This is a genomic window from Kitasatospora sp. NPDC057518, assembly GCF_042802075.1.
GTDB lineage: Bacteria > Actinomycetota > Actinomycetes > Streptomycetales > Streptomycetaceae > Kitasatospora.
Genome location: NZ_JBHVEU010000106.1, coordinates 1 through 22061 on the forward strand (window position 1 = coordinate 1; position 22061 = coordinate 22061).

22 protein-coding genes and 2 pseudogenes are annotated in these 22061 nt (G+C 74.1%); 7 read left to right on the plus strand and 17 right to left on the minus strand.

Translation table 11 applies throughout. The features are described from left to right. The first annotated feature begins 156 nt into the window (after positions 1-156). Positions 157-600 (plus strand): C40 family peptidase, encoded by a 444-nt coding sequence (locus ACFU7Z_RS13655; RefSeq protein ID WP_380777621.1) that lies wholly within the window; start codon positions 157-159, stop codon positions 598-600. 22 nt (positions 601-622) lie between these two features. Here the strand turns inward: ACFU7Z_RS13655 and ACFU7Z_RS13660 are convergent, their stop codons facing one another. Continuing rightward, positions 623-1120, minus strand: coding sequence for a MarR family winged helix-turn-helix transcriptional regulator (locus ACFU7Z_RS13660; RefSeq protein WP_380777622.1), 498 nt, complete (start codon positions 1118-1120; stop codon positions 623-625). Positions 1121-1201: 81 nt separating this feature from the next. On the opposite strand from ACFU7Z_RS13660, the gene ACFU7Z_RS13665 reads away from it, so the two are divergent. Beyond that, a complete protein-coding gene (locus tag ACFU7Z_RS13665) occupies positions 1202-1630 on the plus strand; it encodes a VOC family protein (protein ID WP_380777623.1) in 429 nt (142 codons plus the stop codon). Positions 1631-1699: 69 nt separating this feature from the next. Here the strand turns inward: ACFU7Z_RS13665 and ACFU7Z_RS13670 are convergent, their stop codons facing one another. The 6 genes from ACFU7Z_RS13670 to ACFU7Z_RS13695 form a co-directional block, all read right to left on the minus strand. Next, entirely contained in the window at positions 1700-1984 is a 285-nt protein-coding gene (locus ACFU7Z_RS13670) for a hypothetical protein (protein WP_380777624.1), read from the minus strand. A gap of 208 nt (positions 1985-2192) precedes the next feature. Then, positions 2193-3494: a threonine--tRNA ligase gene (thrS, locus tag ACFU7Z_RS13675; RefSeq protein ID WP_380777625.1), complete on the minus strand. Its 1302-nt coding sequence runs from the start codon at positions 3492-3494 to the stop codon at positions 2193-2195. A 224-nt stretch (positions 3495-3718) separates the two neighbouring features. Further along, a complete protein-coding gene (locus ACFU7Z_RS13680; protein WP_380777626.1) occupies positions 3719-4441 on the minus strand; it encodes a leucine-rich repeat domain-containing protein in 723 nt (240 codons plus the stop codon). A gap of 23 nt (positions 4442-4464) precedes the next feature. Then, complete coding sequence (locus tag ACFU7Z_RS13685) at positions 4465-5016, minus strand: GNAT family N-acetyltransferase (RefSeq protein ID WP_117486160.1); 552 nt, start codon at positions 5014-5016, stop codon at positions 4465-4467. A 238-nt stretch (positions 5017-5254) separates the two neighbouring features. Further along, positions 5255-6358, minus strand: coding sequence for a serine hydrolase domain-containing protein (locus ACFU7Z_RS13690; RefSeq protein WP_380777627.1), 1104 nt, complete (start codon positions 6356-6358; stop codon positions 5255-5257). 155 nt (positions 6359-6513) lie between these two features. Then, a complete protein-coding gene (locus ACFU7Z_RS13695) occupies positions 6514-6702 on the minus strand; it encodes a hypothetical protein (RefSeq protein WP_074002916.1) in 189 nt (62 codons plus the stop codon). A 332-nt stretch (positions 6703-7034) separates the two neighbouring features. Here ACFU7Z_RS13695 and ACFU7Z_RS13700 point away from each other — a divergent pair, with 332 nt between their 5' ends. Beyond that, on the plus strand, positions 7035-7919 hold the full coding sequence (locus tag ACFU7Z_RS13700) for a helix-turn-helix domain-containing protein (protein ID WP_380777628.1): 885 nt from the start codon (positions 7035-7037) through the stop codon (positions 7917-7919). A gap of 250 nt (positions 7920-8169) precedes the next feature. On the opposite strand, the gene ACFU7Z_RS13705 is transcribed toward ACFU7Z_RS13700, so the two are convergent. Continuing rightward, positions 8170-9429 carry a serine hydrolase domain-containing protein gene (locus ACFU7Z_RS13705; protein ID WP_380777629.1) on the minus strand — a complete coding sequence of 420 codons (1260 nt, stop codon included), beginning with the start codon at positions 9427-9429 and terminating at the stop codon, positions 8170-8172. A gap of 167 nt (positions 9430-9596) precedes the next feature. Further along, positions 9597-10085, minus strand: coding sequence for a carboxymuconolactone decarboxylase family protein (locus tag ACFU7Z_RS13710; RefSeq protein WP_074002918.1), 489 nt, complete (start codon positions 10083-10085; stop codon positions 9597-9599). Positions 10086-10178: 93 nt separating this feature from the next. On the opposite strand from ACFU7Z_RS13710, the gene ACFU7Z_RS13715 reads away from it, so the two are divergent. Next, positions 10179-11132 carry a pirin family protein gene (locus tag ACFU7Z_RS13715; protein ID WP_380777630.1) on the plus strand — a complete coding sequence of 318 codons (954 nt, stop codon included), beginning with the start codon at positions 10179-10181 and terminating at the stop codon, positions 11130-11132. 74 nt (positions 11133-11206) lie between these two features. Here the strand turns inward: ACFU7Z_RS13715 and ACFU7Z_RS13720 are convergent, their stop codons facing one another. After that, positions 11207-11356 carry a hypothetical protein gene (locus ACFU7Z_RS13720; RefSeq protein ID WP_380777631.1) on the minus strand — a complete coding sequence of 50 codons (150 nt, stop codon included), beginning with the start codon at positions 11354-11356 and terminating at the stop codon, positions 11207-11209. 431 nt (positions 11357-11787) lie between these two features. Between ACFU7Z_RS13720 and ACFU7Z_RS13725 the strand changes: the two genes are divergently transcribed. The 3 genes and pseudogenes from ACFU7Z_RS13725 to ACFU7Z_RS13735 form a co-directional block, all read left to right on the plus strand. Further along, positions 11788-13086 carry a glycosyltransferase 87 family protein gene (locus ACFU7Z_RS13725; RefSeq protein ID WP_380777632.1) on the plus strand — a complete coding sequence of 433 codons (1299 nt, stop codon included), beginning with the start codon at positions 11788-11790 and terminating at the stop codon, positions 13084-13086. Between the two features lie 3 nt (positions 13087-13089). Beyond that, positions 13090-13245 (plus strand): annotated as a pseudogene (locus ACFU7Z_RS13730) (alpha-(1-2)-phosphatidylinositol mannosyltransferase); the annotation flags it as partial. Continuing rightward, positions 13240-13375 (plus strand): annotated as a pseudogene (locus tag ACFU7Z_RS13735) (glycosyltransferase); the annotation flags it as partial. The pseudogenes ACFU7Z_RS13730 and ACFU7Z_RS13735, both read left to right, overlap by 6 nt. 42 nt (positions 13376-13417) lie before the next feature. Here ACFU7Z_RS13735 and ACFU7Z_RS13740 read toward each other — a convergent pair. The 7 genes from ACFU7Z_RS13740 to ACFU7Z_RS13770 all read right to left on the minus strand — a co-directional run. Next, positions 13418-14485 (minus strand): acyl-CoA dehydrogenase family protein, encoded by a 1068-nt coding sequence (locus tag ACFU7Z_RS13740; protein WP_380777633.1) that lies wholly within the window; start codon positions 14483-14485, stop codon positions 13418-13420. After that, the gene (locus ACFU7Z_RS13745) at positions 14485-15630 is read right to left on the minus strand and encodes an acyl-CoA dehydrogenase family protein (protein ID WP_380777634.1); all 1146 of its coding nucleotides are present in this window, start codon (positions 15628-15630) and stop codon (positions 14485-14487) included. The genes ACFU7Z_RS13740 and ACFU7Z_RS13745 overlap by 1 nt, the downstream gene beginning before the upstream one ends. 85 nt (positions 15631-15715) lie before the next feature. Continuing rightward, positions 15716-16699: a CaiB/BaiF CoA transferase family protein gene (locus ACFU7Z_RS13750; RefSeq protein ID WP_380777635.1), complete on the minus strand. Its 984-nt coding sequence runs from the start codon at positions 16697-16699 to the stop codon at positions 15716-15718. 54 nt (positions 16700-16753) lie between these two features. Continuing rightward, positions 16754-18199 (minus strand): CoA transferase, encoded by a 1446-nt coding sequence (locus ACFU7Z_RS13755; RefSeq protein WP_380777636.1) that lies wholly within the window; start codon positions 18197-18199, stop codon positions 16754-16756. Positions 18200-18268: 69 nt separating this feature from the next. Further along, positions 18269-19006: a helix-turn-helix domain-containing protein gene (locus ACFU7Z_RS13760; protein WP_380777637.1), complete on the minus strand. Its 738-nt coding sequence runs from the start codon at positions 19004-19006 to the stop codon at positions 18269-18271. 180 nt (positions 19007-19186) lie between these two features. Further along, a complete protein-coding gene (locus tag ACFU7Z_RS13765; protein ID WP_380777638.1) occupies positions 19187-19906 on the minus strand; it encodes a DUF4232 domain-containing protein in 720 nt (239 codons plus the stop codon). Between the two features lie 127 nt (positions 19907-20033). Then, positions 20034-22061 (minus strand): NB-ARC domain-containing protein (locus ACFU7Z_RS13770; RefSeq protein ID WP_380777639.1); only part of this gene is annotated, 2028 nt, incomplete at its 5' end.

Consider the following 22061-nt stretch of genomic DNA (forward strand, 5'->3'; position numbering starts at 1 on the left):
GGGTGCTGTTCGGCGTGACCGCGGCGGTCTTCCTCTCCCACGTGATGTGGGCCCGCCCCGCGGCCGTGAGCACCTCGATGTCCTGCGCCAGTACGACCGGCTGTTCTCGACCGTCACCCCGCCCCGGCCGCAGCGCTGGGCCGCCGGGCCGCCGCCGTGGCCGCGAGCCAGCTCGGCGTGCCGTACGCCTGGGGTGGCGGCGACCGGCTGGGCGCGAGCCTCGGCTTCTGCGACGAGGACAACGGTTGGTTGAACGGCGTGTGCATGGGCGAGAAGACGGTCGGCTTCGACTGCAGCGGCCTGTCGCTCTACTGCTGGTACCGGGCCAGCCACGGCACCGTGGAGCTCGGGCACTACACCGTCGCCCAGTTCAACCTCAGCGCCCCGGTGGAGCGCGACGCGCTCGCCCCGGGCGACCTGCTCTTCTTCTCCCGCCCCGACGCCCCCCTGCACCACGTCGGGATCCACGTCGGCGAGGGCGCGATGATCCACGCCGAGCGGACCGGCACCCTGGTCGCCCGGGTCGAGAACGTGCTCGACGTCCCGCGCTGGGCGGGCGAGTTCGCTGGTGCCCGCCGCCCGGGGCAGCCCACCTCCTGAGCCGGTCAAGCCGCCCGGCTGTTCACGGGCCGCCACGCCGTTCCCCCATCCCGTGGTGCACCCGCAGCAGCAGCTCCTGCAGCGTCCGCCGCTCCCCCGCGTCCAGCGGCGCGAGCACCTCGTCCCGCACCGCCCGCGCCTGCGCGTCGAGTTCGGCGAGCAGCGCCCGTCCGGCGTCGGTGACGGAGACCGAGACCCGCCGCCGGTCGGCCTGGTCCCTGGCGCGCTCGACGTACCCGGCGGCGGCGAGTTGGTCGGCGACCTTCGCCAGGTCGCTCGGGTCGATGGCCAGCCTCCGCACCAGGTCCCGCTGGGCCTGCGGGCCGAAGTCGGCGAGCGCGGCCAGCACCGCCATGTCCCAGAGCCTCAGGCCGCGTTCGGCCAGCCGCTCGGCGAACCGGCCGCGCGCCGCCTTGCCGACCCGGGAGAGCAGGTAGGTGGTGAGGTCCAGCAGGGTCGGGGGGAGCCCGGCGGCGGACCCGGCGTTCTCGGTGGCGTGCTGGGGGTTCTCGGAGGCCATGGCGACAGTCTAGGGTCCGTCCCTATAGTGGGTGCCGACCCACTGATTCGGAACCGCCGCCCCCTTGCCAGGAGTTCGCCCGTGGACGCCCTGTACCCCCGCCTGCTCGTCACCCGCTTCGCCGAGTGCTTCGGCTTCTACCGCGCCGTCCTCCCGCCGCTCACCGGCGCCACCCTGGTCAAGGGCTCGCCCGAGGGCCCGTACGCCAACTGGGACCTCGCCGACCAGACCCTGCTCGCCCTCTTCGACCGCTCCGCGATGGCCGCCGCCCTCGGCGCCGCCGAGCCGCCCGGGCACACCGGCGCACCCACCGCGCCCGCCGCCCTCGCGCAGGACGCCGCGATGCTGGTCCTGCGGGTGGCCGAGGTGGACGCCGCCCTCGACCTCTGCCTGCGCCACGGCGGCACCCCGGTCGCACCCGCGACCGACCGCCCGGAGTGGGGCCCCACCCTGCGCAGCGCCCATCTGCGCGACCCGGACGGCCGCCTGGTCGAGCTCCAGTCCTACTGACCGGCCCGCGCCGCGCGGGGCCTCGGACTCCTGCGGCGCGGGTCGTTCGACGGAACGTCCCGGCCTGGCCTACTCCATCGGCAGCGAGGGCTGGTCCGCCGGCCCGGACGCCGCGAAGTCACGTTCGGCCTGGGCGAGTTGCTCGGCCCGGTAGTCCGAGGAGCAGGCCCGCCCGAGGGCCTGCGAAGCGGCATCGGCGCCCGGGACGTGCCCGAGTACGGCGGCGCAGTACTGGACGGCGGGGCTGGGCAGCGGCCGCAGCTCGGCCGAGCCGGCCGGGGTGGCGGCCACCACCCCGGCAAGGGCGAGCGAGCCGGCCAGGACGGGAGCGGCGAGGCCGCGGGGAATGCGCATCGGGGTACCTCCGGACGGGTGGGGACAGCGGCGGTGGACTCGGCCGCCCGGCCCATTCGACGGGCGTCCGCCACCCGCGGCCCGGCCGACACACCGTGCACCGCACTAGTCGTACGTACGCCACCGGCGCGGCGGCCGACGGAGCCGACGGCCGCCACCCCCTCGATCACGGCCGCCACCTCCCCGTTCCCGGCCGCCGCCCCGGCGATCAGCTCTCCGGCCGCCCCGAGGCGCCCTCCGGCCACAGCTCCGCGTCGCACGCCGCCACCAGCGCGCCGATCCGCGCCCACGCCTCCTCGGCCGGCAGCGGCTCCAGCCGGCGGCCGTCCCGCAGCCGCAGCGCGACCCGGTCGTCCACGGCCTCCTTCGCCCCGATCACCGCCTGGTACGGCACCAGCCGGGCCGCGCGGATCCGGGCGCCGAGGCTGCCGTGCTCGGGGCCGGCGACCTCGGCGCGCAGCCCGAGGTCCAGGCAGCGCTGCCGGAACCGCTCGGCCTGCGGCAGTTCGGCCTCGGAGACGGGCAGCAGCACCACCTGGACGGGTGCCAGCCAGGCCGGGAACGCGCCCCCGTACAGCTCGATCAGGTGGGCGACCACGCGCTCGACGCTGCCGATCACGCTGCGGTGCACCATCACCGGGCGGTGCTTGGCGCCGTCCGCGCCGATGTAGTGCAGGTTGAACCGCTCGGGCTGGTGGAAGTCGATCTGCACGGTGGAGAGGGTGAACTCGCGCCCGGCGCCGTCGGCGATCTGCACGTCGATCTTGGGACCGTAGAACGCCGCCTCGCCCTCCGCCGCCTCGAACGGCACCCCGGAGCGCTCCAGCACCTCGGTGAGCAGGGCGACGGCACGCTCCCAGAGCGCCGGGTCGGCGACGTACTTGCCGCCCGCGCCGGGCAGCGAGAGCCGGTAGCGGACCGGGACAATACCCAGTGCCCGGTGCGCCTCGCGGATCAGCTCCAGTGCCGCGACGGCCTCGTCGGCCGCCTGCTCCGGGGTGCAGAAGATGTGGGCGTCGTTCAGCTGGATCGCCCGGACCCTGGTCAGCCCGCCCAGCACCCCGGACAGTTCGGACCGGTACATGCCGCCCAACTCGGCCATGCGCAGCGGCAGTTCCCGGTAGCTGTGGGAGCGTGAGCGGTAGATCAGCGCGTGGTGCGGACAGAGGCTGGGGCGCAGCACCATCTCCTCGGAGCCCAGCTCCATGGGCGGGAACATGTCCTCTCGGTAGTGCGCCCAGTGGCCGGAGATCTCGTACAGCTCGCGCTTGCCGAGCACCGGGGAGTAGACGTGGCGGTAGCCGGCCCGGCGCTCGCGGTCGCGGATGAACTCCTCCAGGGAGTGCCGGATCGCGGCGCCGTCGGGGAGCCAGTACGGCAGGCCGGAGCCCATCAGCGGGTCGGTGTCGAAGAGGTCGAGTTCACGGCCGAGCTTGCGGTGGTCGTGGGCCGGGTGCCCGTGGGACTCGTGGTCGTGGGCCGCATTGTCGTGCGAGGGCTGGTTACGCATGGTGGTCTCCACTCGGTCTGCGGGCGAGTGGGACCGGGAACGGCGAAGCCCCGGGGCACTCGCCCCGGGGCTTCGGACTAGGTCAGCAGTCAGCGCGCCGGGACTCTCTCCGGCGTCGTCGTGGCGAGTGCAGCGCGCTTCATACGTTCCACGGTAACAGCTCCGGCCTGCCGACGGTGATCTTTTCCGAAGCGGGATCGGGGCCCGAATCCCGGCCCGGCGGCTCAGAAGAGCGTGACGCACCCGCGTGCGGCCAGCGCCGCCAGCAGCCGGGCCGGCGGCCGCACCTCGTTCCACCGGAGGTCCAGCTTCTCCAGCGCGGGCAGCGCCCCCGGGTCGGCCAGCCAGTCGGGTAGTTCGGTGACCCGGTTGCCACGCAGGTCGAGGCGGCGCAGCCGGGGAAGCCCGGCGAGTACGGCGGGCAGTTCGGTGAGGGCGTTCTCCCGGAGTTCCAGCTCGCGCAGCTCCGCGAGGTCGCCGACCGAGTCCGGCAGTCCGGTCAACTCGTTGCCGCGCAGCCAGAGTTCACGCAGCGCACCGAGTCCGCCGATCGACTCCGGCAGGGCGGTGAGCCGGTTGTGCTGGGCGCGCAGCTCGATCAGCGAGGCCAGTCCGCCGATGGTGGCGGGGAGTTCGGTGATCCGGTTCTCACCGACGTTGAGGTAGCGCAGCGCGGTGAGCCGGCCGAGCTCATCGGGCAGGGCGGTCAGCGCGTTGTCGTGGAGGTAGAGGAAGTCCCGGAGCCCGGTGAGGCCACAGAGCTCGACGGGCAGCGCGGCGAGCCGGTTGTGCCCGAGGTCGAGGGTCCGCAGCCCGGTCAACCGGCCGATGCCGGGCGGGAGTTCCCGGATGCCGGTCTCGGCGAGGATGAGCACGGTCAGCTCGGTCCGGTCCCACACCTCGGCCGGCACCTCATCAAGCGGGCGGCGCCAGAGGTTGAGCGTCACGTCCGCCGCTCCTCCCCCCGCTGTCATGCCTGCCCGCCCTGGGCCGGGCCGATGCGGAACTCCGCCAGCTCCCGGCCGTACCAGCGGTCGGTCAGTCCGGCACTGGTCATCCCGAGGCGCCGGCAGACCGCCGCCGACCGGGTGTTGTCCGGGGCGAGGATGGCGCGGATCTCGGTCAGGCCGTCGGCGAAGCCCTTGGCCAGGACGGCCCGGGCGGCCTCGGTGGCGATGCCCCGGCCCCAGCTGTCCGGGTGGAGGTGCCAGCCGATCTCGACCTCGCCGTCCCCGTCCGGCACGGGAAGCAGCAGGACCGCTCCCGCGACCACGCCGGTGTCCCGCCGTTCGACCGCCCAGACCCCGTACCGGGGGCCGGTGGAGCGCTCACGGCAGTGTTCGATGTACTGGCGGGCCTCCTCGGGGTGGGCCAGGGCGCGCGGCGTCCGGCCGAGCCACTGAGCGACCTCCCAGCGGGAGTAGATGTCGAACGCGCGCTCCTGGTCCGCCACCGTCCACTGACGCACCACCAGCCGTTCGGTGGTCAACACCGTCTCCGAGCCCGGTTCCGTCCCCGCCATGGCGCGCACCCCTCTCCGATGATCTGTGTGGATCACCGTACGCACCCGAGCCGCGCACCGGAACTCCGAAGCCCGCCCGACCCCCTGTTGTCGAGGGCGGGCGGGGCTCCGACTGCCGGCCGCCGGACCGCCGGTCAGATCGCGGACGGGAGGTGGAGCGCGGCCACCAGCCCGGCCACCGTCCGGAGCCTGGCGACGTACTCGCGGCAGTACTGCCCGTCGCCGACTGCCCCGTTGCTCAGTGGCAGAACTCGGCCTCCGCGAGCTTGCGTTCGCCGTCCACCCAGTCGGCGTTGGTGTTGAACACCGCCGCGTGCCGTCCGTCCCGGGTGGTCAGTGCCACCGTCGACGAACCGTGGATGCCTCCCGTGTGGCCCCAGAGGGTGATCCCACAGCTGAGCTTCACATCGCCGACACCCAGCCCGGGGCCGCCGGTGGCGGTGGCGGGGACCATCTCGTCCAGCTCGGCCTTCGGCAGCAACTGTCCGCGCATCAGGGCGGAGTAGAAGCTGGTCAGATCAGCGGTAGTGGAGATCATTTCCCCGGCCGCCCCGGCCCACGAGGGGTTGAGTTCGGTGGTCTCCACTGGCGTCGTGGAGCCGCCGAACAGCTTGGAGTAGCCGAGCGCGTGCGGCCGGGGCAGGTCGACCGCGGTGCCGGGCAGGCTCGTCGCGGAGAGGCCGAGCGGTCGGATGATCCGCTGCTCGATCGCTTCGCCGTACGGGCGGCCGGTCACCTTGGCGATGATCATCCCGGCCAGGAGGTAGTCGGTGTTGGAGTACTTGACCTGCTTCCCCGGCTTGAAGAGCAGCGGGTGGCGGACCGCGAGCCGCACCAGGTCCTCGGGCCGGTAGGTGTCGTAGCGGTGGTTCAGGAAGTCCGGGGAGGCGAGCCGCTTCAGCATCAGCGGATCCTGATCGAAGGAGAACAGTCCGCTGGTGTGCCCGAGGATCTGCCGGATCGTGATCGCCGATCCCTTCTTCCCGACCCCTTGCAGCACGCCGGGCAGCCACTTCTCCACCGTGTCGTCCAGGTCGAGCCGGCCCTCGGCCTGGAGCTGGAGCACCACGGTCGCGGTGAAGGTCTTCGTCACGCTGCCGATCCTGAACCGCTCCCGGGGCGACCGGGGCTGTCCGGTCGCGGTGTCGGCCGTCCCGACGGCCGCCGACCAGTTGTCGTCACCCTCTCGGACGCCCGCGATCGTCCCGGGGAGGCCCTCGGCCCGGACGAGGTCCGCCATCGCGGTCCGCGTCGCACCGTGCCCGCCGCCGTGCTCTCCCTGGACATCGGCCGCCGCGGCCGCCGTCACCGTGCCCATCGCCATCGCAGCGGCTACCGCCACCGCACCGAACCCGCGCCGAAGCGCCCCCTGCCGAGCCATGCCGACCTCCAAGGTCTGTGTTGTTTGTCCCCCCTGACCGGACCGGCGGCCCCACCTCGCCCGGATGATTTCCGCCCGAGATCCGAGGACGGCGGGGCCGCAGGTCCGGGGAGGTGTCAGCAGGCGGTCGAGACGGTGACCCAGTGGTCCTCGTACCAGACCTCGATGGTGCACTTCTTGTGCGCGACCGACGCCGAGGCGGTGCCCGCCGTTCCCGCGGTGATGCCGACCAGCGCGACGAGTGCGGCGAGCGCGGTGGCCGCGCGCCGCTTACCGGTGCGTGCGGTGGTGGTCCTGGTGGCCATGGCTGGTTTCCTCTTCCTGTGGGCCGGCCTCGCCGAGGAGGCTGTGCCGGCTGGGTGATGCGAGCCAGGAGTGCGTCCCCGATCGTGGGTTCCGCCGCCCCTGCGCCCTCCGGCCGGAGGGCGCAGGACGAGGATGCGCCGCGGCCTCGCCCCCGAGGGAGGGCAGAGTGTGCCCTGGCGGACCGGCCGTGGTTGTGCGACCGGTCGCGGCCCCGGCGCCGTCGGGCCGTCCGCCGTAGGGGTCGGGTACCGCTACGGTCGGAGTCCCGCCGGACGGTGTCGGTCTCGGGGCGTATGGGCGGACCGTGGTGGGCATGCTGACAATCGTCGGTATGGACATCGCCGAAGCTCTTCGTGACTTCCTGGTCTCCCGCCGGGCGCGGCTTCGCCCCGAGGAGGTCGGATTACCTGCCCACGGCGTCCGCAGAGTGGCCGGCCTGCGCCGCGAGGAGGTCGCCGCATTGGCGGCCATGAGCGTGGAGCACTACACGCGGCTGGAACGAGGACAGGCGTCGCGGGTCTCGGACGCCGTCCTCGCCGCGGTGGCCGATGTCCTACGGCTCAGCCCGGGGGAACGCCGCTACCTGCGCAGTCTTGCGCGTCCGGTCGGCATCGAGGAGGCCGCCCTCCCCACGGACCGGCGGTCGAACATGCAGCACGTGCTGGACTCGATGGTTCTCACGCCTGCCTACCTGGTCGGCCGGGGTGGCACGATCCTGGCCTGGAACGGGCTGGCGGCAGCCGTGTTCGCCGACTTCTCCCGTGTCCGCCCGGACCGCCGCACCGTTGGGCGGCTGGTCTTCACCGACCCGCGCGCCCGGCGGCTGTACGTGCACTGGGAGGAGAAGGCCCGCGAGACCGTGGCCTATCTGCGCACCGAGGTCGGCAGGTGGCCGCACGACCCCGGCCTCGCCCGGGAGATCGGCGAACTGAGTGCGCACAGCGCGGTGTTCCGCCGGCTCTGGGACGAGCAGGTGGTGCAGGAGAGCAACCACACGAAGCTCCTGCTCGCCTGCCCGCCGGTGGGCCGCCTCAGCCTCTCCGCCGAGGCCCTCTACGTCGCAGGACACCCGGACGAGGTGATCGCCGTGTACACCGCCGTCCCAGGCTCCGACGACGAACAGGCCCTACGCCGCCTGGCCCGCGCTGTCGTGCCCGCGTCCGCACCTGCGTCCGCACAGGTGTCGACGCCCACGGCCGATCCGGCCGGGCCCTGACGGAAACCGTCAGGGCCGGCCACCTCCCCACCGACCTCACCCTCGCCCCGCCCCGCCCCGCCCCGCCGCACCCGCACCCGCACCCGCACCCGCACCCGTCCACGACTACCCGACGGAACCGCGCCGCGCGGCCCGAGTCAGGGCGCTTCCGGACGGCGCACGGCGGAAACCGCACCGCTCCGACCCGCCGACGCCGGTCGAGGACCTGCGCGGACGAGCCGGAGCGGTGGAACCACGTGACGGCAGACGGTCAGCCCAGCTTCGGCATCACGGCGGCCGGCCCCTGCACCGCCGAGCCCGTCGCCTTCCCGGTGCCGCAGAAGGCCTGCTCCAGGAAGCCGACCTCCGCCCGCATCTGCGCGACGAGCTCCGCATCGCCACCACGCGGGGTGACGGACATCGACACCTGCCGGTCGCCCGAGCTCCACAGCTCGGAGCTGTACCCGGACACCGAGCCGTTGTGCCCGTAGATCGGACCGCAGGAGAGCTGCCAGCTGGCCATCCCGAGCCCGTAGCCCAGCCCGCTCGGCACGCCCTCGACCTCGATCGGGGTCGTCGTGTTCATCTCCTTTAGCAGCGCGGGCGGCAGCAACCGGCCGCCCTGGAGGGCCTTGTCGAAGCGGTTCAGGTCGCCGAGGGTGGAGACCGCCTCACCGGCCGCGTTCGCCCAGGTGACGCTCGCCACCGTCACGTCCCGGTCGCTGTGGTCCGCCGGGCCGGGGCCCTCGGGCACCGTCCAGTAGCCGTGCGCGTGCGGGCCCCGGATGCCGGTGGCCGTGCCCGGGAAGTACGTGTCGGTGAGGCCGAGCGGGCGCAGGATGCGCGCGGTGACCTCCTGGGCGTAGGCGTGCCCGGTCACCTTCTCGATGATCATGCCGAGCAGGGTGTAGTTGACGTTGGAGTAGCCGTACCCGGTGCCCGGCGGGAAGTCGGGCGCGTGCGCCACCGAGGAGGCCACCACCTGGGCCGGGGTGATCTGCCGGGTCAGGCCGCCCTGGTCCAGCCAGTTCCGGACGACCGCCGCGTCCGTCCAGTCGGGGAACACCCCGCCCTTCTCGTTGGTGGAGTCCCAGAGCCCGGAGCGGTGGCTGAGCAGTTGACGGACGGTGATGTGGTCGCCGTTCGGGACCAGCCCGGGCAGGTACCGCTCGACCGGCTCGTCCAGGCCGATCCGCCCCTCCCCGACCAGTTGGAGCACCGTGGTGGAGACGAACACCTTGGTGACGCTGCCGACCCGGAACCGCCCGTCGGCGCGGACCGGCGCGCCGGTGGCCAGGTCGGAGACGCCGGACGCCCCGCGCCAGACCCCGTTCCCGTCCCTGACCTCCGCGATCGCCCCGACCGCGCCCGCACCGGTCACCGCCCGCAGCGCCGCCGCCCTCGGGTCGCCGGAGCCCGGCCGCGCGTCGGCGGCCCCGGAGGCCCCGGCGGCACCCGCGGAGACCACCGGCCCGGCCAGTGTCAGACAGACCGCCCCCACCAGCGCGGAAACAAACGTACGACGTGCCATGCGACCCACCTTCGCAGTCGGCGAGCAGCTCCTCGCCTTCGTCGCCCAGCCTCGCCGCACCGTTGACGGTCCGTCATCCCCCGCCGGGAGGAGCCGGTCGTACACCGGACAACGGAGGGCGTCCACCGGCAGGCGTACATCTCCGCCGGCGCCGCCACCGCGCGCGGCTACCGGGCCGGGGCCGGACGGACCGGGTGCTTGCTCAGGATCGACACCCGGTTGAAGGCGTTGATGGCGATCGACACCCAGACCGCCGCGGAGATCTCCTCGTCGCTCAGCACCTCGCGCGCCACGCCGTACGCGGCCTCCTGGAGCGCCGCGTCCGCCGGGGCGGTGGTCGCCTCGGCCAGCCCGAGCGCGGCGCGCTCGCGGTCGCTGAACACCTCGGTGTCCCGCCAGGCCGCGAGCACGCCCAGGCGCTGGGCGGTCTCGCCCTCGCGGATCGCGGCCCTGGTGTGCACGTGCAGGCAGTAGGCGCAGCCGTTGATCTGCGACACCCGGAGGTTGACCAGCTCGATCAGCCGGCGGTCCAGTCCGGCCGCGGCCGCGACCTCGCGCGCCGCCTCGGCGGCGGCCAGGAACGCCTTGTACGCCTGGGGGCTCTGCTTGTCGATGAACACCCGCCGGTCCGTCGGAACCGCCGCCACATCACTCACCTGGACTCCTTAGGCTGATCGGGCTGTCGTGCGCCACTCTGCCATGGCATGATAGTTGAATATAGAACTAATTGCACCTGGGAGGGACCACCCGTGAGCACCGCCGAGACCGACCGCGCCGCCACCCCCGCCGCCGACCCGCGGGTGGAGGTCCTGCCCGCCCGGGACGTGCCGCTCGGCGGCCCGCGCGCGATGACCGTACGCCGCACCCTGCCCCAGCGCTCCCGCAGCACGATCGGCGCCTGGTGCTTCGTCGACCACTACGGTCCCGACGACGTCACCAGCACCGGCGGCATGGACGTCGCCCCGCACCCGCACACCGGACTGCAGACCGTGAGCTGGCTCTTCACCGGCGAGATCGAGCACCGCGACAGCCTCGGCGTCCACGCGTACGTCCGGCCCGGCGAGGTCAACCTGATGACCTCCGGCCGCGGCATCGCCCACTCCGAGGTCTCCACCCCGGCCACCACCGTCCTGCACGGCGTCCAGCTGTGGGTCGCCCTGCCCGAGGAGCACCGGCACACCGGGCGCGACTTCCACCACCACGTGCCCTCCCCCGTCGCCCTGGACGGCGGCGAGGCCCGGGTCTTCCTCGGCACCCTCGCCGGCGACACCTCCCCCGTCCCCACCTTCACCCCCCTGCTCGGCGCCGAGCTGACCCTGCACCCCGGGGCCACCGTCACCCTCGACGTCGACCCCGCCTTCGAACACGGCCTGCTGGTCGACAGCGGACACGTCCGCCTCCTCGACACCCCGCTGCGCCCCGCCGAACTCGGCTACGCCGCCCCCGGCCGCGACACCCTCACCCTCACCAACACCGGCGACACCGACGCCCGCCTGGTCCTGCTCGGCGGCACGCCCTTCGAGGAGCAGATCGTCATGTGGTGGAACTTCATCGGGCGGTCCCACGAGGACATCGTCCAGGCCCGCGACGAGTGGCAGGCCGCCACCGACCGCTTCGGCGCCGTCCAAGGCTACCCCGGCGACCGCCTCCCCGCCCCCGAACTCCCCGGCCTTCCCCTGAAGCCCCGCGGAAACGCCCGCTGACCTGCGCGTTACGCGATCGGGGGTGCGGCGTCCGGGTCCACCGCACCCCCGAGCCGGGGCACAGGGCCGGCCGTTCAGCGGTGGAAGCCCCGGTGGGGGGCGCGGGCCCTGACGTTCCCGAACGGTTCGAACCAGGCCCCCGCGCGCAGGTCCCCCACACCGGGCTGCCGGTTGGCGTCGCCGTCGGGATCCTCGATGCCGTCGAAGCGGGAGCTGTAGAGCATGAAGGCGTCGGTGTCCTGTGAAGAACATGTCCGTGCCGGCGCCGAAGTCGTAGTCGTCGCGGTGGGCCGGCGGTGTGCTGTGCGGGCGGCAACGGTGCCACCGCGCACGCCGCAGTGACCAGAACCGTCATGGAGCCGATGCCGGCGGACGTGATCTCGACGACCGCGACCACCGCGGGTACTGCCCCGGTGGCATACGGGAACGCGGCCGAACGGCTCCAGGCCTGCAGGTGGGCGAACGCGGAGCGCCACACGGAACTCATGCCCCGATTCTGCGGGAGAGGACGGTGATCGTCGTCAACTGACGGGTTGACAGCGGGGGTCGGCGTCATACCACGGGTTGACGTCCGGGATCGCATCCCGGTTTGACGATCCCGGCCTCCCGGATCCCGAGACTGGTGTGCACATCCCGACCAAGGAGGCCGGGCCGGTTGAGCGCACCACGTCTGCTGACGCACCGCACCGTTTCCACCACCGCGTCCGAGCCCGGTGCCTGGTGGGCACACCGGCTGCCGCCCGTCGTCGCCTGGACGCTGTGCGCGCTCTTCGCCGGAGGACTGGGCCTGGCATCGACCCTCGGCCCTCACCGGGTGTGGGGCGCGACCGCAGCCGGAGGGTACCTGGCGGCCGCACTGCTCAGCGGACTCGGGCAGGGGGTGTGGCGGCGCCGGGCGGTCCGGGTGGCCGCGGCCGGGTCGGTTCTGGTCCCGCTGGTCCTGCTGGTCCTGCGCGGCCAGGGGCAACTGGAGCTCGACGTCGTCCAGCGCTCGGGTGAGCGACTGCTGTCCACGGGCGTTCCGTACCTCGACCGGCCCGCCGCCCTCGCGGACTACAACCCCTACCTTCCCGGCATGGCGGTCTTCGGCCTGCCACACGCGCTGCTGGGCGACGTGGTCGCCGGCGACGCGCGCTGGTGGTTCACGCTGTCCTTCCTCGCGGTGATCGCCGTCTCGGCCCGCATCACCGCGGGGCGTCGCGGAAGCGTGGGGCTGGCGGCACTCGCCGCTTTCCCCGCCGTCGCCCTCCCACTGGCCGTCGGAGGGGTGGACCTGCCGGTGAGCGCGCTGATGTGCCTGGCGCTGGCGTTGGCCGGGACCGGGCGGCCGGGCGGCACCGGACTGGCGCTGGGCGCGGCGGCCTCCTTGAAGTGGACGGCCTGGCCGCTCGTTCCGGTCGCGCTCGTACTGCTCGCGACGGTCCGGGGACGGAGCGCGGCGCTGCGGGCCCTCGCCGTCACCGTCGCCGTCGCCGGGACGGTGGTGATCCCGTCCGTACTGGCGACCCCGAATGCCCTCCTGGAGCACACGGTGCTGTTCCCCACCGGCGCCGGCGTCACCGCCTCCCCCGCGGACAGCCCGCTGCCCGGTCATCTCCTGGCAGCCCACGTGCCCGGGGGCCGCGCGCTCGCCCTCGCCCTCCTGGCGCTGGCCGCGGCCGCGGTGGGCACCTCGCTCCTGACCCACCCGCCCCGGACCGTCGTCGCCGCTTCCGACCGGCTGGCCCTCGGGCTGGCCCTCGCCATCTGTCTGGCCCCGGCCACCCGCTTCGGCTACCTCGTGGTGCCGTTCGTCCTGGTCGGCTGGGTCCGGCTCCGCCCGGATTCCCTCGATCCAGGAGACCGCATGCGCACCGTCGCCGTCCCCCGGCAACACCCCACCGGCCGTCACGCCCCCCGACGCCGACTGCGCTGGACCCACGCCCTGCTCCGGCGACTGGGCCGCCGGGCCTGAACCGTGCCGCGCACACTCGTGGTCACCAACGACTTCCCGCCCCGACAGGGAGGGATCGAGACCTTCGTCCACGCGATGACGGAACGCTTCGCCCCGGACGGCGTCGTCGTCTACACGTCCTCCACCCCGGGCGCCGCCGCCTTCGACAGCGCCCTCCCCGTGGAGGGGTTCGGCATCGTGTTCCTGGAAGCGGCGGCGGCCGGCCTGCCGGTGCTGGTCGGCAACTCCGGCGGCGCCCCGGACGCCGTGCTCGACGGGGAGACGGGACGAGTCGTGGGCGGCACTCCACCCTGTCGAGCACCGCGAATGACGACAGGCGCGGGGCGAGGGGTCAGGGCGTGGCGGTGAGGGTGGGCCAGAGGGTGGCGGCGGTGACGGACCGGGCCAGGGCGGGCGCCCAGGTGGTTTCGTCGCCGTCCTCGTCACGCCAGGACCACAGGCGGGTGGTGGCGAGGTGGAGCGGGTTGAGCCGGGTGATGCCTATGGCGCCGTGGAGTTGGTGGGCGATGCGGGCGATCTCGGCGGCTGAGGCGGATGCCTGGGTCTTGGCGGCGGCGACGGCGAAGTGGGCGGCCACCCCGCCGGTGTCCAGGGGGGTGGCGGCGGCTTGGACGGCGGCGCGTACCAGGGCGGCCTCCTCGATGAGCCGCGCCTCCTCCTGCTTGACGGCCTGGAAGCGGCTGAGCGGACGGCCGAACTGGGTGCGGGCGGTGGTGTGGGCGACCGTCAGTTCCACGCAGCGTTCGGCGGCTCCGGCGATCAGGGCGGCGCGGGCCAGGGCTGCGCGGAGCCGGGCCTCCTTGAGCAGTTCCGGGGAGATCCGGCGGACCTGCGAGGCGGGGATCTCGAGAGCGGCGAGGTGCAGGTCGTCGCGGGGCTCCTCGGCGAGGTTGCCGCCGGGGGTGAGGACGACCCGGTCGGGGGCGAGGGTGAACAGGACAGGTCCGGAGGGGGCGGTGGCCAGGACGGTGACGGCGGTGGCCGTGCGGACCCAGGGGACGCGACGCAGGGTGCCGGTGACCAGCAGGGTGTCGTCGTCGCCCAGGCAGCCGGCCGAGCCGACGGTGGAGGCGGCCGGACGGGCGTAGCGGATCGTCAGCTCGGGCGCGATGGCGTAGCTGAGCGGGCCGTCGGGGACAGGGAGGCCGACGCGGCGCAGCAGCGGGCGGGCCACCAGGGCGGTCTCGGCGAGAGGGGCGGGGACGGCGCGGCGTCCTGCCTCCTGGGCGGCGGCGAGGAGTTCGGCGGTCGGGGCGGTCGGGGCGGGGAGGGCCACGGCGTCCGGGGCGGTCGTATTGGTGACGACCGCGATGGAGTCCGCGTCCGCGTAGAAGGCGGCGGTGTCGTAGGCGTCGGCGGAGATGACGGGGGTGCTGGTGTCGATCGTGTGGGTGTTCATCAGTGCTGCTCCAGACCGCGAGTGATGATGCCGCGAAGGATCTCGTTGGTGCCGCCGCGCAGCGTGTAGCCGGGGCTGTGCAGCAGGGCGAAGGCGAGCAGTTCCGGGTGGCTGCCGGGGGTGGCGTGCGGGTCGGCGGTGGTCGGCAGGACGCTGCGGACGGTGTCGACCAGGGTGCCCTCCAGGCGGGTGCCGAGGTCCTTGACCAGGGCGGCCTGGGTGTCGGGCGAGGCTTCGGTGTCCAGGGCGGCGGCCACGCCGAGGGACAGTCGGCGGATGCCGTGCAGACGCGCCGCCAGAATGCCGACCTGGGTGAGCTGTTCGGCTGTCGCGGGGCGCCGCTCCAGTTCGCGGAGCAGGGAGACCAGCAGGGGGAAGGTGGACAGGTAGCGTTCGGGGCCGCTGCGTTCGAAGGCGAGTTCGCCGGTGACCTGCTTCCAGCCGTCGCCCCGCTGCCCGAGCAGCATGCCGTCGGGGACGTCGACGCCTTCGAGGTGGAGGGCGTTGAAGCGGTGCTCGCCGCTCATCAGCCGGATCGGCTCGACCCGCACGCCCGGGGCGCGCAGGTCGACGATGAACTGGCTGAGGCCTGCGTGCCTGTCCTCGGCCTCATCGGTGCGGGCGAGGACGATGGCGTAGTCGTTGACGTGAGCGCCGCCGGTCCACATCTTGGTACCGGTCAACCGCCAGCCGTCGGCGGTCCGTTCGGCACGGGTGGCGACCGAGGCGAGATCGGAGCCGCTGCTCTTCTCACTCATGCCGATGGAGAAGAAGCACTGCCCTGCGGCGATCCGGGGCAGGAAGAAGCGGCGTTGCTCCTCGGTGCCGTGCTGGAGGACGGACGGGCCGGCCTGCCGGTCGGAGACCCAGTGGGCGCTGACCGGGGCGCCGGCGGCGAGCAGTTCCTCGATCACCACGTAGCGCTCCAGGAAGCCGCGGCCGGCGCCGCCGTACTCGACGGGCAGGGCCATGCCGACCCAGCCGCGCTCCGCGAGGCGGCGGCTGAAGTCGGGGTCCCAGCCGGCCAGCCAGGAGTCGGGGCGGCCGAGTACGGTGCCGCGGGCGCGCTCCTCGTCGAGAAAGGCGCGGACCTCGGTACGGAGCCGGCGGGCCGATTCGGGCAGGATGACGTCGGGGAATGCCATCGGTGAGGGCGTTGAAGGCGACATGGTTCATTCGCTCCTGGGCTGGTGAACGAGCGGTTGGCTTCTTCTCGGTACGGGAGTTCGGTCAGCCTGTGGGGTGCAGCAGGGAAGGGTCGAAGCCGGCTTCGCGGAGCACCTCCTCGGTGTGCTGGCCGATGGCCGGGCAGGGCCGCAGCTCCGGCTCCGGGTAGGCCGAGTAGCGGACCGGGAGGCCGATGACCCGGTAGCGGCCCTCGGTGGGGTGGTCGGCCTCGCGCAGCAGGCCGCCCTCGCGGGCGTAGGCGGTGGTGGCGGCGGAGGCCAGGTCGAGCACGGGGGCGGCCGCGATGCCCGCGTGGTCGCAGAACTCCTGCCACTGGGAACTGGTGTGGTGTCCTGTCAGTCCGGCGAGCAAGGGATAGAACGCGTCGGCGTTGCGGGCCCGGTCGGGGCCGGTGGCGAAGCGCGGATCGGCGGCCAGTTCGGGGCGGCCCACGAAGGCGGTGAAGTCCCGCCAGTTGCGGTCGCTCTGCGGCAGGATGCACATCCAGCCGTCGGCGGTGCGCAGGGCGCGGCGCCGGGGGCTGAGCGAGCGCGGCGAGCCGAACGCCCCGTCGGTCTCCAGGGCGGCCGCGCCCAGGTGCTCGACCAGGTTGAAGGCGAGCATGGTGTCGGCCATCGGGACCTCGATGTGCTGTCCGGTGCCGCCGTGCTCCCGGTGGTGCAGCGCGGCCAGGACCGACTGGGCGATCTGCATGCCGCAGATCTTGTCGGCCAGCACGGTGGGAACGTAGTGGGGTTGGCCGGAGACCTGGTGGTTGAGCCAGACCAGGCCGCTGGCCGCCTGAATGATGTCGTCGTACGCGGCGTGGGTGCCGTAGCGGCTGTCGCTGCGGAAGCCCTGGGCGTTGGCGTAGATCAGGCCGGGGTCGACGGCCGCGACGTCGTGGTAGCCGAGGCGGAGCTTCTCCAGGGCCTGCGGGCGCAGGTTGGTGATGGGGTTTCGGGTGGGGTGGGTGAACGGTGGTGCGGTACGGGCGGCGGCGGACGCGTGGCGCCGACGCGGCGGATGCGAAAGGACTCGCTGCATCGGTCCGCACGGGGCAGCGGTTCCGGTTGCCAGGGCTGGTCGCGTAGAAGTGGCTTAGCGCCACTGGAGCGCAGCGGACCCGAGCGGGGCCCGCCGGCCGGGCTGGGGGACCGTGCGCCCGCTGTACGCGAACGGTGTCGCCGGTTCGGTGAGCGGGCCGAAGTCCGTCTCCGTGGTCGACAGCGCGGCGAGCGGCGCGCGCCCGGGCCGGGGCAGGCCGAGTACGTCCTCCCGCGCGAGCAGACCGAGTTCCCGCACCCAGTGGCACACCCCGGCCAGGGTCACGCGGATCCGCCACGAGCCGCCCTCCGCCGCACGCCGGCGCAGGACGGTTGCGACGGCGGCGGCCCCGAGGTAGGCGGCGAGGTAGTCGTTGAGCAGGTACGTCGGCGGCAGCGACGGCCGGTCGGTCCACTCCTCGACGGCGAATCCGGTGGCCGAGCAGGCGAGTTGGTCGAACCCGCCGCGCTCGCCCCACGGACCGTCGGCGCCCCAGGCGTGGTATTCGAGGGTGATGAGTCCGGGGCGGCGCCGGACGAGTTCCTCGGTCGACGCCCCGTGCCGGGCAAGTCCCCGGTAGGCGTGGACGAAGACGTCCGCGTCCTGGAGCGCGTCGTGGAAGGCCGCACGGTCGTGGTCGTCGCGCAGGTCGCAGTAGGCGTTGCGCTTGCCGCCGCCGGTCATCGCGATCATCGGGATCGGGTCGGGGCGGTCGGGACGCGACAGGTGCAGCACGTCGGCGCCGAACTGGGCGAGCAGCCGCGCCGCGACGGGACCCGCGATGACGTGGGTGAGATCGAGCACCCGTACGCCCGCGAGCGCCTCGTCCGCCGCACCGATCGGCTCCAGCGGCCGGACCGGTCCGTCGCCGACACGTTCGATCTCGACGACCGGGCGCTGTGCGACGTACCGCCCCGCCGGGTGCGCGAGCCACTCGTCCCGGCTGCGCACCGCGCAGGCGACGCCGCCCCGCGCGCAGACGGCCTCCTCCAGCGTGAAGGCGTCCCAGCCGGCCACGGCCTGCGCGATCCCCACCTTGTCGAGCCCGCACCTCAGCACGGAGTGGACCGCGTCCCGCAGATGCGGATAGGTGGTGATGATGAAGATCCACCGGCCGTCGCGCGCCCGGTAGAAGTCGCTGTTGCCGAGCAGGGTCGGGTCGTCGAGGAGGGAGAGGAGCGGGCGTCCCGAGAGCGTTGTGTGGTACGTCGCCATGAGCTGGTCGATCGCGGCCCCGGCCTGCACCTCGACCCTCTGGTGCGGGTGGCCGCGCTGTTCGCCGACCGCCGCCGTCTGCCGCCCGAAGACACCGATCGCGGCGGACATGGCGTCGGCGAGGCGGTGCACCGAGGGCACCAGGGGATCCGCCCCGACGATGGTGACGTCCTCGGCCCCCCGGGCCGGATCGGGGTCGCCGAGCGTGTGCAGCAGCCGGAGGACGATCTCGGCGGTGGACGGCGGAGGCGTCGGCCCGGCCGTGGTCAGCGGGTTCGAAGTCATGCCGGGATGCTCGTTCCCGACGCGGCACGAGCGCCCGCGTTCACGGATATCCGTGAACCGGTGCGGACGTCACGTCCGCCCCTCCTGGATGTGCGCGAGGAGCCGGGCCGCCGCCCGGTCCAGACTCAGCCGCTCCGAGCGGCCACGACGCCGGTGCGTCAGGACGAGGGCGCCCGTGACAACGGGGCCGTCGGTGACGGGGATCGCGAGCGCGCTGACCTCGGGATCGGCCAGACCCTCGCTGCGGCTGATCCGCGACGCCCGGATCCCCGGAAGAGCGCGGCGGAACTCGGCGACCGCCTCGGGGTCGTGGCGGGCGAGCTCGTCGAGCAGCCCGCGGCGCTCCGCCTCGTCGGTGAGGGCCAGCAGCAGACGGCCCGCGGCGGTGCGCAGGAGCGGCCGGGCCATGTGCTCGTCGGCCAGCGGCAGGAGGCGGGGGATCTCGTCCTCGCCGCCGCGCGCCAGGTGCACGGCGTCGAGCCCGACCCGCACCGTGAGCAGCACCGGGGTACCCGCGACGCGGCTCAGTTCGTTGAGCTCGGCCTGGCTGATCCGCGGGACGACCCGGCCGGCGATGAGGTTGAGGACGTGCGGGGCGGGCCCGAGCCGGAAGCGCTGGCGCTGCTCCAGCAGGAACCCCGTCGCGACGAGCCCGTTGACCAGGTCCTGCACCGAACTCGCCGGCGCCCCGGCCGCCCGCGCCAACTCGGCCACGGTCACCCCGCCCGGAGCCCGCGCGGCGGCTTCCAGGATCCACACGACCCGGTCCACCGTGCGGTGCGGCCGCCGTCGGCCGTGCTCGCTCATCCCGCCCGCCCTGTCCCTGTCGTACGTCGCCGGCCGATCACGCCGGCACGGCCCGCCGGTTCTCCCCCGCCACCCGACGGGCAGGCCGGCCACGGCCTGGCACCTGCACCTGCCTACACCGGCGCCTGATCCACGCCGTCATGCCGAGGATCGCGCGAACGGACGGGGCCGCGCCAGGCCCTACCGTGCCGCGAAGGCCCCGACCTTGAATTCGGTGCCGCAGACGCTGAAGACGCCGCCCGGCGAGCCGTTCGCCTTCATGACGTTCACCGTGGTGCCCGCGTCCTTGGGCAGCGCGACCTTGACGTGGGACGCCTGCACCGGGCAGGTGTAACGGGCCGACGCGGTGCCCTCGCCGTTCACGTCGTTGTACAGCACGTCCGCCACCACCGCGGCGCCCGCCGGGATGTCGACCGCTGCCGAGCCGGCCGTGGAGTTGTCCCCCGAGACCGGGCTCGCCTTGCCCTGGTCGTCGGCGGCGACCACGGTCGTCGGGCCGACGATGGTGCAGGGGGCACCCGAGCTGTTGGTGATCTTGAGGGTCGCGGCGGCGGGCTGCGCGTCACTGGCGTGGCCCGAGGACTGGAGGAACGCCACCGAGGTGTTCTTGGTCGTGCAGGCCGCGGTGACGCCGCCCCCGCCGGTGCCGGAGGACGTCTTGCCTCCACCGCTCGTGCTCGTCTTGCCCCCGGACGGCGCCGAGGCCGCAGCCGAGGCCGAGGCCGCAGCCGGCGCCGACGCCGACGCCGAGGTGGAACCCGACGGGGCGGCTGCTGACGCGCTGGTGCCGGCGGCGCCACTGTCCTGCGTGCCGCTGACGTCGTTGCAGGCGGTCAGGGACAGGGCGAGCGCGGCGACGGCGCCGACGGCGAGCAGGGTGGGACGGGTGGTGGTGCGCATGGCTGGTTCCCCCGATTCTCGTTCGTGGGTCGCGATCCTGTACGAGGTCGCTTCCCCTTGCAGGAACGAGGGTGTTGCGGCGCGCTGGCAGATCACTAACGAGCGCGGCGGCGGTCCTAACGCCTGGCTAACGCGCCAGGATCCTGGCGTGTGCCGCCGCGTGCCGGCGCCGCAGTTCGGGCAGTGCGTCCTGGTCGGCGATGTGCAGCAGGGCATCGAGCGCGGTGACGGCGCCCGCGTCGTAGCCGGTCCGCTCGGCCTCGAGCGCGGCCCGCGCGAGGCAGCGCCGCCCGGCCACGGTGTCGCCGAGCCCGGCCAGCGCCTCGCCCTGCCAGGTGCGCAGGAGCACGCGCCGGGCGACCGCCTCGTGCTCCGGGCCGAGGCCGAGCGCCGCCTCGGCCGCCTCGTACGCCTGCCGGTGGCGGCCCGCGCCGAGGTGGATGCGGGCCAGGTGCTGGAGCGCGAGCATCCGGGTGTGCGCGTCGTCGGCCTCGGTGGCGAGGGCGAGGGCTCGGGTGCAGGCCGTTTCGGCGGCGCCGGGTTCGTCGTCGGGGAGGGCCGCGGCGAGGTTGACCAGGGCGGTGGCCTCGCCGAGTACGTCGCCTGCGCAGGCCGCGAGTTCGGGTGCGACGCGCAGGTGCCGGACGGCCTCGGCGGTGCGGCCCTCCTCGGCGAGCACCCAGCCGAGCAGGGTCAGGACGCGGGCCTCCGCATAGGGGTCGGCGCAGGCGCGGGCGTCGGCGAGGGCGGCCTCCAGGGTGGGCGCCCAGTCGGCGAGGACCCGCCAGACGACGAGCGGCCACTGGGTCACCGCGATCCGCCAGGCCCGCTCGGGCCGGTCCTCGGCGCGGGCCGCGGCGGCGATCAGGGCGAGGTCGTCGCGTTCGGCGGCGAACCAGCCGAGCGCCTCCTCCCGGCTGGTGAAGTCCCGTACTGCGGGCGGCTGTTGAAAGTCATCGGGCTGCACGAAGGCGGGCTCCCCGCCAGGTTCCGCGGCCTCGGACGCGGACAGCGCGGTCGCCACGCAGTGGTCGTACAGGCGCAGCCGGGCCGCGGCGCGGGCGGCCGGGTCGCGGCTCTGGCCACGCGCGTAGAGCCGGACCAGGTCGTGCAGGACGTAGCGGCCGGGGGCGGTCTCGGTGAGCAGGTGCGCGGCAACCAGGCGGTCGAGGGCGCGGGCCGCGTCCGGCGGGGTCGTGCCGGCGAGCGCGGCGGCGCTGAACCGGTCGACGTGCGTGCCCGGGTGATGGCCGAGCGCGGTGAACTGCTGCGCCGCGTCGGCGGGGAGGTGGGCGGTGGTGAGCCGCAGCGCGGAGGCGACGCCGATGTCCTCGGCGGCGAGCAGCTCGAGCCGCTGGCGCTCGTCGGCGAGCCGGTCGGCGAAGGAGGCGAGGCCGAGGGCGGGGAGTTCCACGAGCCGAGCGGCGGCGACCCGCAGCGCGAGCGGCAGTCCGCCGCACAACTCGGCTGTACGGCGGGCAGCTTGGGGATCGGCGGCGGTTCGGTGCTCGCCGAGGAGACGGGTGAGCAGGGCCACGCTGTCGTCGGTGGCGAGGACGTCGAGGGCGAGGACGCGAGCGGCGTCGGAGGCGACGAGACCGGCGAGCCGGGCACGGCTGGTGACGACGGTGACGCAGCCGGGTCCCGTGGGCAGCAGCGGGCGCACCTGGGCGGAGGTACGGGCGTTGTCGAGGACGACGAGCAGGCGCAGTTCGGCGGTGAGCGAGCGGAACAGGGCACCGGCGGCGTCCGCCGACTCGGGCATCCGGCGCGGTGGAACGCCGAGAGCGACGAGGAACTCCCGCAGCAGCTCGGCCGGTTCGGGGTCCGAGGTGTCGCTGAACCCGCGCAGATCGGCGTAGAGCGTCCCGTCGGGGAAGTCGGAGTGCCGGTCGGCCGCCCAGCGCACGGCCAGCGCGGTCTTGCCGACCCCGGCGGGCCCGGTGACCACGACGACCGGCCCGTCAGGTCCGGCCGCGGCCGCGGTCAGCGCGGCGCTCTCGACGGTGCGGCCGTGGAATCCGCGCGGGGTACGAGGCAGCAGGTTGGGCCGGAACTGCACGGACTCCAGGACGGGTTGGGGCGCCTCGGCCCGGACCGCGGGGGCGCTTTCGGGGCCGAGAGCGACGGTGACGGCGGCGGTCAGCTCGGCGCC

Coding starts and splice junctions, on each gene's coding strand:
- ACFU7Z_RS13660 (WP_380777622.1), bottom strand. CDS start 1,120: ATGGCCTCCGAGAACCCCCAGCACGCCACCGAGAACGCCGGGTCCGCC.
- ACFU7Z_RS13670 (WP_380777624.1), bottom strand. CDS start 1,984: ATGCGCATTCCCCGCGGCCTCGCCGCTCCCGTCCTGGCCGGCTCGCTC.
- thrS (WP_380777625.1), bottom strand. CDS start 3,494: ATGCGTAACCAGCCCTCGCACGACAATGCGGCCCACGACCACGAGTCC.
- ACFU7Z_RS13685 (WP_117486160.1), bottom strand. CDS start 5,016: ATGGCGGGGACGGAACCGGGCTCGGAGACGGTGTTGACCACCGAACGG.
- ACFU7Z_RS13695 (WP_074002916.1), bottom strand. CDS start 6,702: ATGGCCACCAGGACCACCACCGCACGCACCGGTAAGCGGCGCGCGGCC.
- ACFU7Z_RS13700 (WP_380777628.1), top strand. CDS start 7,035: ATGGACATCGCCGAAGCTCTTCGTGACTTCCTGGTCTCCCGCCGGGCG.
- ACFU7Z_RS13705 (WP_380777629.1), bottom strand. CDS start 9,429: ATGGCACGTCGTACGTTTGTTTCCGCGCTGGTGGGGGCGGTCTGTCTG.
- ACFU7Z_RS13720 (WP_380777631.1), bottom strand. CDS start 11,356: ATGCTCTACAGCTCCCGCTTCGACGGCATCGAGGATCCCGACGGCGAC.
- ACFU7Z_RS13740 (WP_380777633.1), bottom strand. CDS start 14,485: ATGAACACCCACACGATCGACACCAGCACCCCCGTCATCTCCGCCGAC.
- ACFU7Z_RS13745 (WP_380777634.1), bottom strand. CDS start 15,630: ATGGCATTCCCCGACGTCATCCTGCCCGAATCGGCCCGCCGGCTCCGT.
- ACFU7Z_RS13750 (WP_380777635.1), bottom strand. CDS start 16,699: ATGCAGCGAGTCCTTTCGCATCCGCCGCGTCGGCGCCACGCGTCCGCC.
- ACFU7Z_RS13755 (WP_380777636.1), bottom strand. CDS start 18,199: ATGACTTCGAACCCGCTGACCACGGCCGGGCCGACGCCTCCGCCGTCC.
- ACFU7Z_RS13760 (WP_380777637.1), bottom strand. CDS start 19,006: ATGAGCGAGCACGGCCGACGGCGGCCGCACCGCACGGTGGACCGGGTC.
- ACFU7Z_RS13765 (WP_380777638.1), bottom strand. CDS start 19,906: ATGCGCACCACCACCCGTCCCACCCTGCTCGCCGTCGGCGCCGTCGCC.